Annotated in this window: 15 protein-coding genes; 6 read left to right on the top strand and 9 right to left on the bottom strand. The window is 64.3% G+C overall.

From position 1 onward, the window contains the following. The first annotated feature begins 39 nt into the window (after positions 1–39). Positions 40–1260: an NAD(P)/FAD-dependent oxidoreductase gene (locus tag CXR29_RS04470; RefSeq protein WP_241241589.1), complete on the top strand. Its 1221-nt coding sequence runs from the start codon at positions 40–42 to the stop codon at positions 1258–1260. A 102-nt stretch (positions 1261–1362) separates the two neighbouring features. Next, the gene (amaB, locus tag CXR29_RS04465; RefSeq protein ID WP_127364020.1) at positions 1363–2898 is read left to right on the top strand and encodes an L-piperidine-6-carboxylate dehydrogenase; all 1536 of its coding nucleotides are present in this window, start codon (positions 1363–1365) and stop codon (positions 2896–2898) included. A gap of 46 nt (positions 2899–2944) precedes the next feature. Here amaB and CXR29_RS04460 read toward each other — a convergent pair whose 3' ends face one another. After that, positions 2945–3217 (bottom strand): hypothetical protein, encoded by a 273-nt coding sequence (locus tag CXR29_RS04460; RefSeq protein ID WP_101594618.1) that lies wholly within the window; start codon positions 3215–3217, stop codon positions 2945–2947. Between the two features lie 206 nt (positions 3218–3423). On the opposite strand from CXR29_RS04460, the gene map reads away from it, so the two are divergent. The 3 genes from map (at position 3424) to CXR29_RS04445 (ending at position 6112) form a co-directional block, all read left to right on the top strand. After that, complete coding sequence (map, locus tag CXR29_RS04455; RefSeq protein WP_101555854.1) at positions 3424–4191, top strand: type I methionyl aminopeptidase; 768 nt, start codon at positions 3424–3426, stop codon at positions 4189–4191. Positions 4192–4308: 117 nt separating this feature from the next. After that, a complete protein-coding gene (radA, locus tag CXR29_RS04450) occupies positions 4309–5676 on the top strand; it encodes a DNA repair protein RadA (protein WP_101555855.1) in 1368 nt (455 codons plus the stop codon). Between the two features lie 43 nt (positions 5677–5719). Then, positions 5720–6112, top strand: a complete 393-nt coding sequence (locus tag CXR29_RS04445; RefSeq protein ID WP_025778011.1) for a VOC family protein — start codon at positions 5720–5722, stop codon at positions 6110–6112. A gap of 4 nt (positions 6113–6116) precedes the next feature. On the opposite strand, the gene CXR29_RS04440 is transcribed toward CXR29_RS04445, so the two are convergent. After that, positions 6117–6935, bottom strand: coding sequence for a hypothetical protein (locus CXR29_RS04440; protein ID WP_127364019.1), 819 nt, complete (start codon positions 6933–6935; stop codon positions 6117–6119). Between the two features lie 36 nt (positions 6936–6971). Between CXR29_RS04440 and CXR29_RS04435 the strand changes: the two genes are divergently transcribed. Continuing rightward, entirely contained in the window at positions 6972–8003 is a 1032-nt protein-coding gene (locus CXR29_RS04435; protein ID WP_127364018.1) for an HhH-GPD family protein, read from the top strand. Between the two features lie 92 nt (positions 8004–8095). On the opposite strand, the gene CXR29_RS04430 is transcribed toward CXR29_RS04435, so the two are convergent. The 7 genes from CXR29_RS04430 to CXR29_RS04400 form a co-directional block, all read right to left on the bottom strand. Next, positions 8096–8680, bottom strand: coding sequence for an amino-acid N-acetyltransferase (locus tag CXR29_RS04430; RefSeq protein ID WP_127364017.1), 585 nt, complete (start codon positions 8678–8680; stop codon positions 8096–8098). 107 nt (positions 8681–8787) lie between these two features. After that, entirely contained in the window at positions 8788–11328 is a 2541-nt protein-coding gene (locus tag CXR29_RS04425; RefSeq protein ID WP_127364016.1) for an ATP-dependent Clp protease ATP-binding subunit, read from the bottom strand. Between the two features lie 521 nt (positions 11329–11849). After that, entirely contained in the window at positions 11850–12188 is a 339-nt protein-coding gene (locus tag CXR29_RS04420) for a histone-like nucleoid-structuring protein Lsr2 (RefSeq protein ID WP_101555681.1), read from the bottom strand. Beyond that, the gene (locus tag CXR29_RS04415; RefSeq protein ID WP_101555682.1) at positions 12154–12405 is read right to left on the bottom strand and encodes a hypothetical protein; all 252 of its coding nucleotides are present in this window, start codon (positions 12403–12405) and stop codon (positions 12154–12156) included. Before CXR29_RS04415 ends, CXR29_RS04420 begins: the two co-directional genes overlap by 35 nt. 1 nt (position 12406) lies before the next feature. Further along, a complete protein-coding gene (gene lysS, locus CXR29_RS04410; RefSeq protein ID WP_127364015.1) occupies positions 12407–13966 on the bottom strand; it encodes a lysine--tRNA ligase in 1560 nt (519 codons plus the stop codon). A 44-nt stretch (positions 13967–14010) separates the two neighbouring features. Continuing rightward, entirely contained in the window at positions 14011–14901 is an 891-nt protein-coding gene (locus tag CXR29_RS04405; RefSeq protein WP_101555684.1) for a Rossmann-like and DUF2520 domain-containing protein, read from the bottom strand. Then, positions 14898–16757 (bottom strand): PH domain-containing protein, encoded by a 1860-nt coding sequence (locus CXR29_RS04400; RefSeq protein WP_127364014.1) that lies wholly within the window; start codon positions 16755–16757, stop codon positions 14898–14900. The genes CXR29_RS04405 and CXR29_RS04400 overlap by 4 nt, the downstream gene beginning before the upstream one ends. Positions 16758–16759: the final 2 nt, after the last annotated feature.

Raw genomic sequence — 16759 nt, 5'->3', positions numbered from 1 at the left:
CAATGACGGTCGCCCCGGCAGCAGACAGCGAGGTGAACCGTGGAATCCCCCACCGCATCGACCACCGCCCCTAACACCGACGGGGTCCCCGACACGTCCAGAGCCCTGCCCGCCGCAGCCTCCGTGGTCATCATCGGCGCCGGCGTCATGGGAGCGGCCATCGCCTACCACCTGGCCGTACACGGAGCCCGCGACATCGTCATCGTCGAACGCGACACCCCCGGAGCCGGATCGACATCGAAGGCCGCCGGAGGCGTGCGCTGCCAATTCTCCGACGAGGTCAACATCGCCTTGGCCGCCCGCGGGCTCGAAGTGCTGCGGAACTTCGAGACCGATTTCGGCGTCGACATCGATCTGGTCAGCAACGGCTATCTGTTCCTCCTCGACAACGATGACGACGTGCGCGCGTTCACCGACAATGTGGCCCTCCAGCAGCAGATGGGCCTGGATTCGCGGATGCTCACCCTCGCCGAGGTGGCCGAGCTGGCCCCGTTCGTCAACACCGAAGGGCTGATCGCCGGGGCGTTCAACCCCGGCGACGGTCACTGCACCCCCGAGGCCGTCGTCGCAGGCTTCGTCACCGCCGCCCGCGAGCGCGGGGTCACGGTGGTCAAGAACTGCGAGGTCACCGGATTCGACACCGACGGCGGAACGGATCGCAGGGCCACCTCGGTGATCACGAATCAGGGCACGATCAGCTGCGAACAGGTCGTCGTCGCGGCGGGAGCCTGGTCCGGCCCCATCGGGGACATGGCCGGGGTCGACCTGCCCGTGGAGCCGCTGCGGCGGGAGATCATGGTCTCCGAACCCGTCGATTTCGACACCTCGCGGATGCCCTTCACGATCGACTTCTCCACCAGCTATTACGTCCATCCGGAAGGCGCCGGGCTGCTGTTCGGCTGCCCCGATGAGGTCGATGACTGGTCCTTCAACGACAAACGCGACCCGAACTGGCTGGCCACCCTGGCCGAGCACATCGAAGCCCGCACCCCTGACCTCGGCGATGTCGAAGCGAAACACGGGTGGGCGGGACTATATGAGATGACGCCTGACCACAATGCCCTCATCGGCGAGGCCGAGGAGAGGCCGGGATTCTTCTATGCCTGCGGGTTCTCCGGTCACGGCTTCCTCATGGGCCCGGCCGTCGGGGAGGTCGTCGCCGACCTCATGACCGGCCGCACTCCCTTCGTCGACGTGGCTCCCATGGACAAACGACGTTTCTCCACCACTGGGCTGCGTAAGGAGCTCAACGTGATCTGAGTCCTCGCACACCCGCCCCTCACATCCCGCCTCCCCACAACGACAGATCAGCAACGACCGGCCAAGCAGCCGATCGACACAGCAGAAGACGAAAGGACAGCAATGACTGCACTGCCCACCGATCAGACCATCACCGACCTCCTCACCTCAGGACTGACCGCCTGCGGAGTGGACGCATCCGTCCTCAAGGGATCGGCCGCTACGGCGAGCCTTCCGGCCCGCTCCCCCATCACGGGACAGGACCTCGGCACGATCGCGGCGGACACCGCGCAGACGGCGGCGAACAAGATCGCTGCAGCCCAGACTGCGTTCGAGACCTGGCGGGACGTGCCCGCTCCCGTCCGCGGTCAGCTGGTGCAGCGGTGGGGACAGCTGCTCGGCGAGCACAAGGAGGATCTGGCGAAGATCATCACCGTCGAAGCCGGCAAGACCCCCTCCGAGGCGGCCGGTGAGGTGCAGGAGATGATCGACATCTGCGAGTTCGCGCTCGGTCAGTCCCGGCAGCTGTGGGGCAAGACCATGCCCAGCGAACGGCCGGGTCACCGGCTCATGGAGACGTGGCATCCCCTCGGCGTCGTCGGTGTCATCTCCGCGTTCAACTTCCCCGTGGCCGTGTATTCCTGGAACACCGCCCTGGCTCTGGTAGCCGGTGACGCGGTCGTGTGGAAGCCCTCGGAGAACGCCGTGCTCGCAGCCCTCGGGGCACAGTCCCTGCTGGCCAGGGCCGCCGCCGAGGTGGGGGCGCCGGAGAACCTCGCGCCCGTCCTCATCGGCGGTCGGGACATCGGCGATGTGATGGTCCGGGATGAACGCGTGGCCCTGGTCTCGGCGACGGGATCGGTGCGGATGGGTCGCGAGGTCGGTCCCGTCGTGGCCGAGCGCTTCGGCAAGATCCTGCTCGAGCTCGGCGGCAACAACGCCGCCATCGTCGCTCCGAGCGCCGATGTCGACCTGGCACTGCGCGGAGTGGTCTTCGCGGCCGCCGGAACGGCCGGTCAGAGGTGCACGACGCTGCGACGGCTCATCGTGCACGAGTCCATCGCCGACGAGTTCGTCGACAAGGTCGTCGCCGCGTACAAGACGCTGAGCATCGGATCGCCGACCGATGACGGAGTGCTCGTGGGACCGCTCATCAATTCGGGTTCGTACGAGGCGATGCAGGCGGCACTCAAGCAGGCAGAGGCAGAGGGCGGCGAGATCCTCTGTGGAGGCGGCCGGGTGCTCGCCGATGAGCGCCCGAACGCCCACTACGTCGAACCGGCAGTGGTGCGGATGCCCAGTCAGAGTGCCGTGGTCAAGGAGGAGACGTTCGCCCCGATCCTCTACGTCGTCACGTATTCGGATCTCGATGAGGCGCTCGAGATCCACAACGGGGTGCCGCAGGGTCTGTCCTCGGCGATCTTCACTGCCGAACTCGCCGAGTCCGAGCAGTTCCTCTCCCGTTCCGACTGCGGCATCGCCAACGTCAACATCGGCACCTCCGGTGCGGAGATCGGCGGTGCCTTCGGTGGTGAGAAGGAGACCGGCGGCGGACGCGAGTCGGGTTCGGATTCGTGGAAGGCCTATATGCGTCCGGCCACCAACACGATCAACTACTCCGGCGAGCTGCCGCTGGCGCAGGGCGTCGAGTTCCTCTGACGAGCGGGCACTCTGAACGGCTGGCCCTCGAGGGCGGCTCGAGAGGTCAGCCTCCGTCTGCCGGGCAGTCGCCATCGTGCTCAGTTGCACGAGCTGTTGAGTCCGAACTCTCCTTTCCCGCAAAGACCGAACGCCGCTCCTCCGCTGAAGTCCGTCGCCGGTAGTCCCGAAGAATGAAAACGAGGCAGAGCAGCGCGCAGACGGGAAAGACGACGAGCGTGAGAATCCAGGGGCCACCCGAGCGGAGGTCCTCTTCACCCGCCAGCACCGAGACGGCAAGCCCCATGCCTACCCCGAACGCTGTGATGATGTTCCTCATGCTCCGCACCCTACGCACCGGAAACCACCAGCACAAGCTTTCTTGAGGGCAATTCGAGCAACTGCGAGGACTCTCTGCCAATCACTGAGCTGTCTGCTTGCCCACAGATCCGGGTGCGGCCGCGACTTCGGCATTGCCGGGGACTAAAATCGAGTCTGGAGCAGTGAACGCCGTTGAAACCCCGCACCTCATTGAAGGAGACCCCTGTGATTGAGCTGAAGACGCCCGCCGAGATCGACAAGATGGCGGTGACTGGCCGTTTCGTCGCGAAGACCTTGGCCGAGCTGACCTCGATCGCAGAACCGGGCATGGACATCATGCACTTGGAGAAGACCGCGCGGAAGCTCATTGAGGACGCCGGAGCGAAGTCCTGCTACTGGGACTACGCCCCGTCCTTCGGGTCCGGCCCCTTCCGCAATGTCATCTGCCTGTCCGTCAATGACGGCGTCCTCCACGGCAAACCGCACAACTATGTCCTCAAGGACGGCGATCTGCTCACCCTCGACTTCGCAGTGTCCATCGACGGCTGGGTCGCCGACGCCGCCCGTTCCGTCGTCGTCGGCGACGGCAGCGATGAGGACCAGCGCCTCATCGACACCACCTGGGCCGGCCTCGAAGCCGGCGTCGGCGCCGCCCAAGCCGGCAATCGCCTCGGCGATATCTCGAAGGCCATCGGTGACGTCGCCGATGCCCACCGCATCCCCGTCAACCTCGACTTCGGCGGGCACGGCCTCGGCCACACGATGCATGAAGATCCGCACGTGCCCAACCGCGGCAAGGGCGGTCGCGGGCTGGTCCTCAAACCAGGACTGACCCTGGCCATCGAACCGTGGTGGTCGTTCACGTCGAAGAAGCTGTCCGTCGACAAGGACGGCTGGACCCTGCGTCTGGCCGACGGTTCGAATGGTGCCCATTCGGAGAACACGATCGCCATCACCGAGGATGGTCCCCGAGTCCTCACCACGCTCGACTGACCGAGCTGCCGCACTCTGCCGGCAGGGGCGTCCGACGAACTCATCGTCGGACGCCCTTTCGCATCTCTCGCCGCTCCTCAGAACTGCCATGTCAGCGGTCCGTGCCAGAATTGCGGTATGTCTTTCACGTGCTCGGAATGCGGCTATTCGACGGTCAAGTGGTTGGGACGCTGTCCCGAATGCCAGGCCTGGGGCACTCTTGAGGAGAAGGGTGCCAACTCGTCGAAGGTGAAGACGAAGGTCAAGAAATCCAGCGCGGCAAAGCCGATCAGCGAGATCGACTCGACGCTCGCGCAGGCACGGTCGACATTCGTCCCGGAGTTCGATCGGGTGCTCGGCGGGGGCATCGTGCCCGGCGCGGTCGTCCTGCTCTCCGGAGAACCCGGTGTCGGCAAGTCGACGCTGCTGCTCGACGTCGCCGCGAAGATCGCGATGTTCGGGGTCAAGGTCCTCTATGTCACCGGTGAGGAATCCGCCGGTCAGGTGCGGCTGCGCGCCGAACGGATCAACGCCCTGGCCGACTCACTTCTCCTCGCCGCCGAGACCGATCTGGGTTCGGTGCTGGGAATGATCGAGGCCGAACAGCCGGAGCTGCTCGTCGTCGACTCGATCCAAACTTTGGCCTCTTCCGAGGTCGAAGGCATCCCCGGCGGAGTCACCCAGGTCCGCGAAGTCGCCTCCGCCCTCATCCGGGAAGCCAAGGCCCGGTCTCTGCCGACTGTGCTCGTCGGCCACATCACGAAGGACGGCACGATCGCCGGTCCTCGCCTTCTCGAGCACCTCGTCGATGTCGTGTGCACTTTCGAAGGTGAGAGGCATTCGCGGCTGCGCATGCTGCGAGCGGTGAAGAATCGCTTCGGCCCCACCGACGATGTGGGCTGCTTCGATATGGAGGAGAACGGGATCAAGAGTCTCGAGGACCCCTCGGGTCTGTTCCTCTCGCGCAGCGGGGCGAACCCGCCCGGTACCTGCCTGACCGTGACGCAGGAGGGCAAGCGCCCGCTGCTCGTCGAAGTCCAATCGCTCATCACCGAATCCGCCGGCGGTCAGTCCCGCCGGTCCGTCTCCGGAGTCGACTCCTCCCGTGTGGCGATGATGCTGGCCGTGCTCAGCCAGAACGTCTCACAGGCGAACCTCGCCAAGAGCGATGTCTTCACCGCCACGGTCGGCGGAGCGAAGCTGTCGGAACCGGCCAGCGATCTGGCGATCTGCATGTCCCTGGCTTCGGCGCTGCTCGGCAAGCCGCTGGCTCGCCACCTCGTCGCGATCGGCGAGGTCAGCCTGTCCGGCGAGATCCGCAACGTCCCCAATCTCGGCCAACGCCTCAACGAAGCCAAACGTCTGGGCATCACCCATGCCGTCGTGGCCAAGGGCGCGATGACCAATGTGGCGACGCCGGAGAAGATGAAAGTCGAGGAGTGCGAACACATCGCCGGCGCGGTCGAACTGATGCTGACGAATGGCGCTCTGCGGGAGCAGAAGTGAGAAAGTTCGGGACTTTCGCACGGTTTTGGCGCATCCTGGTGTCATGACCACGACAGTTTTTCCAGCGTTCCGGACCACCGATGCGGCAGCGACGATCGAGCTGCTGGTCACGCTCGGATTCACCGAAAGACTGCTCGTACGCAACGAGCAGGACCCGGCGCTCGTCGAGCATGCCGAATTCGCGCTCGGCAACAACGGCGGGATCATGTTCGGTTCGGTCCGCCACGACGGATCGGCACTCGACGCGGTGGGCGGCGGCTCGATCTACGTCGTCGTCGACACCGAACGCGAAGTCGACCGGCTCTACCAGGAGATCGTCGACCTGGGGCATGCGATCGTTCGACCGGTGGCGACTCAAGACCACGGCGGCCGCGAATTCGACTTCCGCGACCACGATGGCAACTCGTGGGGAGTCGGCTCCTACCGCGGGGCCTGATTGCTCAGTCCTGCGGTTCCTCTGACTGCGTCTCGCCGGAGTCCTTCGCTCCGGAGTCCTGCTCCGACTTCTTCTCTTCGTCGGCTTTCTTCTTCTCCTCCGCGGCCCTCTTCTTCTCCGCGGCCTTCTTCTCCTTGGCCTTTTCGGCGGCGCTCTTCTCGAGCGTGAACTCAGTCGGTTCGCTCTTCTTGTCGTCGAGTTTCACGATGAGCTCATAGTCACCGGGAGCGAAGTCATCGTCTTCGCGGTTGCAGTTCTTGTCGACCTTGATCCGGTTCCACTTGAGCTTCGCGGTCTTCTCCGACTGCGGTGCGAACTCAGTGGACGCCTCTGCATTCTCGTCTTTCGCGGCCGCACAGTACGTCGACGACCACACGACGTCACCGTCTTTTTCGACGATGAACTCCTGCTTGTCGGTGCCGACCTCGATGAGGCAGGTGGCCGAGTGTCCGTTCTCGATGACCATGCCGAATTCGGGTTCTTTTCCGTCCTTCACGGAATTCGGATCGACCTTCGCCTTCAGCGAGACCTGGTCCTCCGGGCATTTTCCGCTCGCCGCCTGCTTATCGGGCACCGGGGCCGCTGTCGTCGATTCGGCCGGAGTCGTCTCCTCGGCAGAAACTTTATCCGAGCCATCACTGCGGCCGCCGATGGCCGTGACGATGCCGACGATTCCGAGCACCAGGAGCCCCAGGACGAGGAAGCTGGCCACAGCGAGCGTGATGCGGCGTCTGCGGTACACGTGAGCAGGCAGCTTCCCGCTAGACTGGCGAGGCTGCCCGGCAGCTCTGTTCGGCTGCGAACCACGATTGGAAGGAGTCATCGCTTTGAGCCTAGGCAATTGCGAATGAGCATCCAAATGACACACCGAGCCGGTCCCGAATCGAATCTCTCGGGGTCTTCGTCCACCTTCCCCGAGGTGGCCGAACCCGTGCTCAGACGCGTTCAGGACACCATCATCGCCTGGTTCGACGAAGCCGCCCGCGACCTGCCCTGGAGGCATCCGAACACGAGCGCCTGGGCCATTCTCGTCAGCGAGATCATGTCTCAGCAGACCCCCGTATCCCGGGTCGAACCACGGTGGCGTGCCTGGATGGATCAGTGGCCGACACCTGCCGATCTCGCCGTCGCCCCGACCGCCGAAGTCCTCCACGCCTGGGACCGGCTCGGGTACCCGCGCCGGGCTCTCCGGCTGCAGGAAGCCGCCGAGGTCATCGCGACGGACCTGGACAACCGGGTTCCCGAAACGACCGAAGAACTCGAACGGCTGCCGGGCATCGGTTCCTATACCGCCGCTGCGGTCTCGTCCTTTGCCTTCGGCCGCAAGACGACCGTCTTGGACACGAACGTGCGTCGGGTCCTCATCCGTCTCTTCGCAGGCAGAGAACGCCCCACCACCTCACCCGGTCGGAAGGAGACTGCCTGGGCGGCCGGCCTCGTGCCCGAGGATGAACATGTTGAGTGGAACGCCGGTGTCATGGAGTTCGGGGCCCTCGTCTGCACGGCTCGCAATCCCGATTGCCCCGCCTGCCCGCTTCAGGACATCTGCACATGGAACCGGTTGGGCCGACCCGCCTCGGCGACGAAACCGAAGACTCAGAAGTGGGCGGGCACGGATCGCCAGCTGCGCGGAGCGATCATGGACGTTCTCAAAGCCGCCCATGCTGCTGAGGACGACCGGCACGACGTCAGCCTCGACGTCTTCACCACTGCGATGACCGACTTCGATCCGGCGCTTCTCGACTCATTGGCCGAATCCACGGCCGCAGCAGTGGCGCGAGTGCGCGAACTCAGCGCCGACCGGGACAGGATCTCTCGACTCATCTCTGATCTCGTCACCGACGGACTGGCACAGCAGATCGACGGCCGATTGGCACTGCCGAACCGCTGACGCCCGGGCCGCGGTGCGACAACTGGAAATGCAGAAGTGGTGCGGCCGCCATCGCCCCCACCGGCCTGTGAGAGGTGTGAACCGCGTCCGTCTCAGAGGTATTTGATCATCCGTGAGTTGCCCAGGGTGTTCGGTTTCACCCGTGCCAGATCGAGGAACTCTGCCACACCCTCATCGGTGGAGTGAAGCAGTTCGACGTAGACCTCGGGTGAGACGGGGATGCCTTTGATCGGCTCGAAGCCGAGCGATCCGAAGAATCCGGTCTCGAAGGTCAGGCAGAACACTCGGTCGACACCGATCTCACGGGCATCGGTGAGGAGCTGTCTGATGATCGCCTTGCCCACCCCCCTGCCCCGATAGTCCGGGGACGTGGCGACTGTGCGGGCCTCGGCGAGGTCAGCCCAGATGATGTGCAGGGCACCGCAACCGGCGAGGATCTCCGAACCGTCGGGCTGCGGGTCGACGACCAACCAGAACTCCTGCAGCGACTCGAAGTACGTCACCGTGTCCTTGGCGAGCAGAATTCGCTCCCCGGCCAGCGGAGCAACCAGTGCCTCGATGCCTTTGACGTCGCCGGTCCGCGCCCGTCGCAGGTACAGGCCTCCGGGCAGTTCGTGCTTGGAATGGTGGTCCTCGGAGATCCGCCCGTGATCGAAGTCGCCTGCATGTGAGCTCATACCCACATTCAACACCATCTCCGGGCCCAGATACGAAAGAGTCCGGGGAGCCGACTGGCTGCCGACTCCCCGGACTCTTACGCGTTATCCGAGAAGGTGAGGAACGATCAGGCCGAGGTCTCCGAGGATCCGCTCGAACCGGACGAACTCAATCCTGCGAGTTCGCTGTCGACATCCTCAGCGGGCTTCAGGCTCTCGGTCTCGATGCCTTCGAAGGTGAACTCAGCGTCCTTTCCTTCACCCTTGACGTCGACCTTCACGGTCTGACCGCGTCCGAGCTCCTTGAACAGGATCTTCTCCGACAGGGTGTCCTCGATCTCGAGCTGGATGGTCCGACGCAGCGGTCGGGCACCCAGGACGGGATCGTACCCGCGTTCGGCGAGCAGATCCTTCGCCTTGGCGGTGACTTCGACCTTCATGCCCTGATCGGCCAGGCGGACGTCGAGACGCTCGAGGAAGAGATCGACGATCTTGATGATCTCGTCCATGCTCAGCTGCGGGAACACGATCGTGTCATCGACACGGTTGAGGAACTCGGGGCGGAAGTGCTGCTTGAGCTCTTCGTTGACCCGCTGCTTCATCCGATCGTAGTTGGTCTTCGTGTCACCCTCGACCTGGAATCCGAGCTGGAGTCCGCTCGAGATATCACGCGTACCGAGGTTGGTCGTCATGATGATGATGGTGTTCTTGAAGTCCACCTCACGGCCCTGCGAGTCGGTCAGGCGACCGTCCTCGAGGATCTGCAGCAGCGAGTTGAAGATGTCCGAGTGGGCCTTCTCCACCTCATCGAAGAGGACGACCGAGAACGGCTTGCGGCGAACCTTCTCCGTGAGCTGACCGCCCTCTTCGTAGCCGACGTATCCCGGAGGCGAACCGAACAGTCGCGAGACCGTGTGCTTCTCGGAGTACTCGGACATGTCGAGGCTGATGAGCGAGTCCTCATCGCCGAAGAGGAACTCGGACAGCGCCTTGGCCAGCTCGGTCTTGCCGACGCCGGTGGGGCCGGCGAAGATGAACGAACCGGAGGGACGCTTCGGATCCTTCAGTCCGGCACGGGTACGCCGGATCGCCCGCGAGATCGCCTTGACCGCGTCTTCCTGACCGATGACGCGCTTGTGCAGTTCGTCTTCCATCCGGAGCAGACGCGAGGATTCCTCCTCGGTGAGCTTGAAGATCGGGATGCCCGTGGCAGAGGCGAGCACTTCGGCGATGAGATCGGCGTCGACGACCTTCGAGGTGTCGGTGCCGGACTTGCGCCATGCCTCGGTCTGCTCTTCCTTCTCCTTCTGCAGCTTCATCTCGGAGTCGCGCTCCGAGGCTGCCAGTTCGAAGTCCTGAGCATCGATGGCGGCTTCCTTGCGGTGGCGGGCCTCGAGGATCTTCTCCTCGAGGTCACGGACCTCCTGGGGAACCGACAGACGCGAGATGCGCAGCTTGGCGCCGGCTTCGTCGATGAGATCGATCGCCTTGTCCGGCAGGTACCGGTCGTTGATGTAGCGATCGGACATGTTCACGGCGGCAGCCAGGGCACCGTCGGTGACGGTGACCTTGTGGTGCGCCTCGTACTTGTCCCGCAGTCCCTTGAGGATCTCGATCGAATGCGCCAGCGACGGCTCGGGAACCTGGATCGGCTGGAACCGGCGCTCGAGAGCGGCATCCTTCTCGATGTGCTTGCGGTACTCATCCAGAGTGGTCGCGCCGATGGTCTGCAGCTCTCCGCGAGCCAGCATGGGCTTGAGGATCGAAGCGGCATCGATCGCGCCTTCGGCGGCACCGGCACCGACGAGGGTGTGGATCTCGTCGATGAAGAGGATGATGTCGCCGCGGGTGCGGATCTCCTTGAGCACCTTCTTCAGGCGCTCTTCGAAGTCACCGCGGTAGCGGGAACCTGCGACCAGCGAACCGAGGTCGAGGGTGTAGAGCTGCTTGTCGGCGAGGATCTCGGGAACATCGCCGTTGACGATGGCCTGTGCGAGTCCTTCGACGACAGCAGTCTTGCCGACACCGGGTTCGCCGATGAGGACGGGGTTGTTCTTCGTGCGGCGCGAGAGGATCTGCATCACGCGCTGCATCTGCTCGTGCCGGCCGATGACCGGGTCGAGCTTGGCCTCGCGGGCCGCGGCGGTGAGGTTGGTGCCGAACTGGTCGAGCACGAGCGACCCCGAGGGGGTTCCCTCTTCGCGACCGCCGGCGGACACGGGTTCCTTGCCCTGGTAGCCCGACAGCAGCTTGATGACTTCCTGACGGACGCGTCCGAGATCCGCGCCGAGCTTGACGAGCACCTGCGCGGCAACGCCTTCGCCCTCACGGATGAGGCCGAGCAGAATGTGCTCGGTGCCGATGTAGCTGTGACCGAGCTGCAGGGCTTCACGGAGGCTGAGCTCGAGGACCTTCTTCGCCCGCGGGGTGAAGGGAATGTGGCCGCTGGGCGCCTGCTGACCCTGACCGATGATCTCCTGGACCTGGTCACGCACCTGTTCGAGGGAGATGTCCATGCCCTCGAGAGCCTTCGCTGCCAGACCTTCACCCTCGTGGATGAGGCCGAGCAGAATGTGCTCGGTGCCGATGTAGTTGTGTTTGAGAAGTTTTGCTTCTTCCTGCGCGAGCACCACGACGCGTCGTGCTCGGTCGGTGAACCGCTCGAACATATTCATCCTCCTCGGTCTTCTGATTCTTCTGAGCCTAACCACCACGACCGCGGATCTATTGCAGGTTTCGCCATGAGCCGAATGGGTTTGGCTGTCGGCGAAATTCCATGGTCGCCGAGGCTTCGCCACCGTCGAACTGGGGCCGTACGCATTGCAGACCGCTGCGGGGGGAGAGAGAGCCGGAGCAGATCAATGCGGCACGAACACAACTGATCCCGACGACCTCAACCAACAGCATTATCGTCTCGATGCGCTGAAGACATTCGCGAACCCCGGATCAGGGCACCTTGATTCACCGCTCAGTTCAACGAATCATTTGCCGGGACCATTCATCGACATGACCGTCAACTGCTCTGTACCTGGCAATTGTCTGTGACGTTTCATCGCTGCCGTTCTGCCGCATCGCCGGACCACTGAATTCGATAATGCCGAGGCCGAGCACAAAAAGCCCGAGGGGCCAGCGATTCAATTCGCTGGCCCCTCGGGACAAATCGGAGGTTATCGGCTATCGAATGAGCCTCTTACTTCTCCGCTGCTTCGTATGCTTCGTATGCTTCGACGATCTCCAGCGGGATCCGCCCGCGATCACCGAGCTGGTATCCGTTGCTCTGAGCCCATTCGCGGATCTTCGCCGTGTCCCGCTTGGGCCCCGACGAACCCGCACGGCGGCCACGGCCACCGGTGTTGGCTACACGACGTGCTTTGGCGATGAATGGGGCGAACGTCTCACGGAGCTTCTCGGCATTCTCGGTTGAGAGCTCGAGTTCGTACGTTGCCTGGTCGAGGCTGAAGCGAACGGTTTCCGCCGCTTCGCTTCCGTCGAAATCATCCGTGAGAACGAGGCGCATTTCCCTTGCCATGTTCACTCTTTTCGTAATCAGAGGATTTTGTCGCTGTCATCTTAACATCCGTTTCGGGATTATCCTCGATTCCGCTAACTTCAATCTCTGAATAGTACTTATCAACCTGTGCGCGTTCATTGCGATCTGCGCGGACGATATTCCGGAATACATACCAGAACAGCAATCCCACACAGATCGACGGGAGCAGCGCTTTGAGGATATCCAACATATTCACATCAGCCCTCCTGAGCCGAGTCCTCCTGCGAAGAAGCCAATGGCTTGGTGAATGGGAACAGAATTGTTTCGCGGATTCCCAAACCTGTCAGTGCCATGAGCAGACGGTCGAGCCCCATTCCCATTCCGCCGGTCGGCGGCATTCCGTGCTCCATGGCCATGAGGAAGTCTTCGTCGAGACCCATCGCCTCGTCATCGCCGCGAGCGGCGTCCGCAGCCTGAGCTTCGAAGCGCTGCCGCTGGATGATCGGGTCGACGAGCTCGGAATAGCCGGTCGCCAGCTCGAAGCCGCGCACGTACAGGTCCCACTTCTCCACGACGCCCTTCTTCGTCCGGTGCTCACGCACCAGCGGTGAGGTGTCGACCGGGAAGTCGGTGACGAAGGTCGGAGCCCACAGCTTGTCCTGATAGAAGTGCTCCCACAGCTCTTCGACGTACTTGCCGTGTGAGCGGAAGACGCCGTCTAAGTCGACGTTGTTGTCGGCGGCGATCTTGTCGAGAACGTCCAAACCGGTCTCGGGAGTCACCTCGACGCCGGATTCCTCGGACAGGGAGTCGTACATGCTCACGACCGGCCAGTCTCCGCCGAAGTCGTATTCGGTGCCGTCATCGAGAGTCACGATGAGAGATCCGGTGGCTTCCTGGGCCGCGTTCTGGATCAGGGTCTTCGTCAGATCGGCGATCGAGTGGTAGTCGCCGAAGGACTGGTAGGCCTCGAGCATCGCGAATTCCGGGGAATGCGTGGAGTCAGCGCCCTCATTGCGGAAGTTCCGGTTGATCTCGAAGACGTTCTCGATTCCGCCGACGACCGCCCGCTTGAGGAACAGCTCAGGGGCGATGCGCAGATACATGTCGATGTCGTAGGCGTTCATATGCGTCTTGAATGGGCGCGCCGAGGCACCGCCGTGCATGGTCTGCAGCATCGGGGTCTCGATCTCGACGAAGTCCTGGTCCGCGAAGGTCTTCCGCAGCGATGACATCACCTTGGCGCGGGTGAGCATCGTCTCCCGGGCCTGCTCGCGGGTGATGAGGTCGAGGTAGCGCTGGCGGACACGGGTGTCCTCGGCGAGTTCGGTGTGCAGGCCGGGCAGCGGGCGGATGGCCTTCGACGCCAGGGTCCAGGAGTCCGCGAGGACGGAGAGCTCACCGCGCTTGGACTTGATGACCTTCCCGTGCAGGAACAGGAAATCGCCGAGGTCGACGTCGGTCTTGAAGTCATCCAGACGCTCCTGACCGACTTCGCGCAGCGAGAGCATGCCCTGCAGTCGGGTGCCGTCGCCGGCCTGCAGGGTGACGAAGCAGAGTTTTCCGGTGGTGCGGACGAAGACGACGCGGCCGATGACGCCGACGACGTCGTCGGTCTCCTCACCGGCTTCGAGTCCGTCGTGGGCGGCGTGGACCTCGGTGAGGCTGTGCGTGCGGGGCACCGTGACCGGGTAGGCGTCGGTTCCGTCGTCGAGGAGACGCTGGCGCTTGTCCTTTCGGATCCGGATCTGTTCCGGGTCGAGGTGTTCGGGTGAAAGGTCTGCGTTCTCAGGTGTCTTCGAGTCGGTGTTCGCCATGCTTCAAGGCTACCGTGGACGGGCCATACGGGGGAATTCGGCGGTCAGTCCAGAGCAGTCAGGATCTGCTGTGCCTGGGCTTCTGTGATCCGCCCCATCGCCAGGGCTTTCGCGGCCGTCGATCGCGCAAGTGCGATGTAGCTGTTGCGCACGGACGGGTTCGACCGGCTGAGGCTGAATTCGCTCAGTGCGGCCAGGTGCGCTTCGATGGTTCCGACGTCGCCGCGGCTGATCGGTCCGGTCAGTGCCTTGGGCCCATTCTGCATGGTGTTGGCGACGCTGGCGTCGACGAGGGCGTGGAGGACGGCCGAGGGATCGGCGACTCCGGCCTCTGAGAGCAGTTCCATGGCTTCGGCGAGGACCGTGATCGAATGATTCGAGGCGTGGGTGATGGCCGCGTGGTAGAGGGGACGGTCCGCCTCGGCGATGTCGATCGGCTCGGCACCGAGTTCGACGACGAGGGCCTCCCCCACCGGACGGATCGGAGCCGGCGCGGTGACCGCGATCGTCGCCTGCCGCAGGCGACTCAGGTCGACCTCGGTTCCGGTGAACGTCAGGGACGGATGCAGGGCGATGGGCAGGGCGCCGAGGCGGGTCCCGGCGTCGAGGACGTCCGTTCCGTACCGGCCGGAGCAGTGCACGAGGATCTGCCCGGCGTGGATGCGTCCGAGGTCGGCCAGACCCGTGACCAACGGCGCGATCTCGTCATCGGGAACGGCGACGAGGACGAGTTCGGCGCGTTCGGTGATCTCGTCCGGGTCGAGGACGGGCACTGCCGGCAGCATCTCCTCGGCGCGTTCGAGGCTCGCCGCCGAGGTGGCGCTGACGCCGATGATGGCGTGCCCCGCCTGCCTCCAGGCGGCTCCGATGCTGGCCCCGACGCGGCCGCAGCCGATGATTCCGATGCCCAGCCGCGGTGCGTCGTCCTGGCTCATCCTTCGTCCTCCTCGAGGATCTGTGTCCGGTCGGTGTGGGGGCTCTTAGCCGCCGCGTCGTAGGTCTGGCGGGCGATCCGAGTGCGTTCGGCATGCTCGGTGAAGAAGCGTTTGGCGGCGTCGGCATCCTGATGCTTCACGAGTGGGGTGATGGGACCGGCGGTCGAATGCACGGCCACAGTGCCCAGGTTCAGCGCTCGCATCAGCGGGCCCTGATAGTAGCGCAGGGACTGGACCCTGACATGGGGCACGAAGTCGACACGTCGGTCGAGGATGCCCAGGCGCAGCACGAGCAGGGAATCGGTGAGCGCATAGGCGCGTCGCTTCCAGACGAGGGGGTCGATGACCCGTGAGGAGCGCGGCTGCGCGTGGAACAGCCCCTCGGCCGCCGCTGCGTCGGGATGTGTGGACTTCCGGTCGTACATGGCCGACCGGACGAGGCCGTCGGCGGAGATGCCTGCGGGCAGCTGCGGGTCGGGCAGGGCGAGACCCACCATGAGCAGTGCCTGGTCGATATCGCCGACGGGCAGGAGCAGATTCTCGTCGTTCTTGCCTCCGTCGCTGGCGATGTTGTATTCGGCCCTCCACCAGCCGGCCCAGCGCCACAGCAGCGGCTGATGCAGGCAGACGGCCTGCAGTCGGTCGAGGGGGATGACCTTGCGGGAGGTGGAGAAGAGTCCATGCCTGACGGCCAGCCCGTCTTCGCTGATGCGGACGACGAAATTGGCATTGTCGAGGTTCTTCTTGAATGCGGTGAATGCGGCGAAGATGCCGGGCAGTCCGCCGAGGAGGATCGGGAGGAAGGCCTCTTCGATCCCGACGACGAGGAAGACGACGGCAATGGCGATGAGGACGACGATCACGCCGACGGAGATCAGCGTTCCGGTGTTGAGCAGGGAGGACACGATGACACGGTGGGCGGGCACACGGATGATCTCGCCCTCCTCACCGACATCGGCCGAGAGGTGGTACGGAGCCAGCAGATCATTGAGGCTGCCTTCCGCTTCCTGGGAGACGTCGTCGGCCAGGGCGCCCAGACGTTTGCTCAGTCGCACTCCGATGCTGTCGGCGCTGCGTTCGGGCACGGAGAGATCGATACCCAGCTGTTCTCCGCTAGAGTCGTGGGCTGGGCCGCCGTGGTCACCGGCCCTGACACGTGGCTGACCTGCCGCATCCGCACCGGCTTCAGCCTCTCCGGCTGCTCCTGTTTCGGGCTCGGGCCCACCGTGCTCGGCTGCGGTTCCGGTCGGTGCCGTGGCGGCCGCAGTGGACGCAGCGGATGCGTTCTTCTTCGCTTTCACCGCGGCGAGAAGCTCATCGCGAAGCTCTTCGGCACGCTTCTTCGACAGGTATTTCAGGGAGATGTTCGAGTCGGTGCCGCCGGCGACGTCGAAGACGAGTTCGCCCATTCCGAGCATCCGCGGCAGCAGCTTCTGCTGCAGGTCGATCGACTGGACGCGGTCCAGGCGGGCCTTGCGCAGCTTCTTCGACAGCAGTCCGCGCCGATAGTAGATCGCTTCGGCGTCGACCCGATATCCCATGACTCGCCATGCCAACCAGCTGAAGAAGGCTGTGAGAACGAGGATCAGGATGATCCCGCCGACGACGGCGAGGATCACCAGCGGGTGGGCGCCCAGCCATTCGGCGAAGGTGAGGTTGACGGAGCGGCCGGAGGCCAGGTCTTCGACGGCGCTCTGGAAGAAGTTCTGCAGACCGTAGACCGCGGCGATGAAGATGCCGACGAGGACGCCGAGGCTCTCGAGAATCGGCGTCAGCGGATGGACGCGGTGCCAGACCTCCGGTGCGGCCGCCTCGGCGGGAGAGTTCGGGGTGTCGGGCGAGGATTCGTCGCGCATGG

Origin of the sequence: Brevibacterium linens, from assembly GCF_003999335.1 — a bacterium.
GTDB lineage: Bacteria > Actinomycetota > Actinomycetes > Actinomycetales > Brevibacteriaceae > Brevibacterium > Brevibacterium linens.
This window is presented reverse-complemented; position numbering and strand designations above follow the sequence as displayed.

What these genes read in the sequence shown, in the direction of transcription:
- amaB (WP_127364020.1), top strand. Translation starts at nt 1,363, where the DNA reads ATGACTGCACTGCCCACCGATCAGACCATCACCGACCTCCTCACCTCA.
- CXR29_RS04460 (WP_101594618.1), bottom strand. Translation starts at nt 3,217, where the DNA reads ATGAGGAACATCATCACAGCGTTCGGGGTAGGCATGGGGCTTGCCGTC.
- radA (WP_101555855.1), top strand. Translation starts at nt 4,309, where the DNA reads ATGTCTTTCACGTGCTCGGAATGCGGCTATTCGACGGTCAAGTGGTTG.
- CXR29_RS04445 (WP_025778011.1), top strand. Translation starts at nt 5,720, where the DNA reads ATGACCACGACAGTTTTTCCAGCGTTCCGGACCACCGATGCGGCAGCG.
- CXR29_RS04440 (WP_127364019.1), bottom strand. Translation starts at nt 6,935, where the DNA reads ATGACTCCTTCCAATCGTGGTTCGCAGCCGAACAGAGCTGCCGGGCAG.
- CXR29_RS04435 (WP_127364018.1), top strand. Translation starts at nt 6,972, where the DNA reads ATGACACACCGAGCCGGTCCCGAATCGAATCTCTCGGGGTCTTCGTCC.
- CXR29_RS04430 (WP_127364017.1), bottom strand. Translation starts at nt 8,680, where the DNA reads ATGAGCTCACATGCAGGCGACTTCGATCACGGGCGGATCTCCGAGGAC.
- CXR29_RS04425 (WP_127364016.1), bottom strand. Translation starts at nt 11,328, where the DNA reads ATGTTCGAGCGGTTCACCGACCGAGCACGACGCGTCGTGGTGCTCGCG.
- CXR29_RS04420 (WP_101555681.1), bottom strand. Translation starts at nt 12,188, where the DNA reads ATGGCAAGGGAAATGCGCCTCGTTCTCACGGATGATTTCGACGGAAGC.
- lysS (WP_127364015.1), bottom strand. Translation starts at nt 13,966, where the DNA reads ATGGCGAACACCGACTCGAAGACACCTGAGAACGCAGACCTTTCACCC.
- CXR29_RS04405 (WP_101555684.1), bottom strand. Translation starts at nt 14,901, where the DNA reads ATGAGCCAGGACGACGCACCGCGGCTGGGCATCGGAATCATCGGCTGC.
- CXR29_RS04400 (WP_127364014.1), bottom strand. Translation starts at nt 16,757, where the DNA reads ATGCGCGACGAATCCTCGCCCGACACCCCGAACTCTCCCGCCGAGGCG.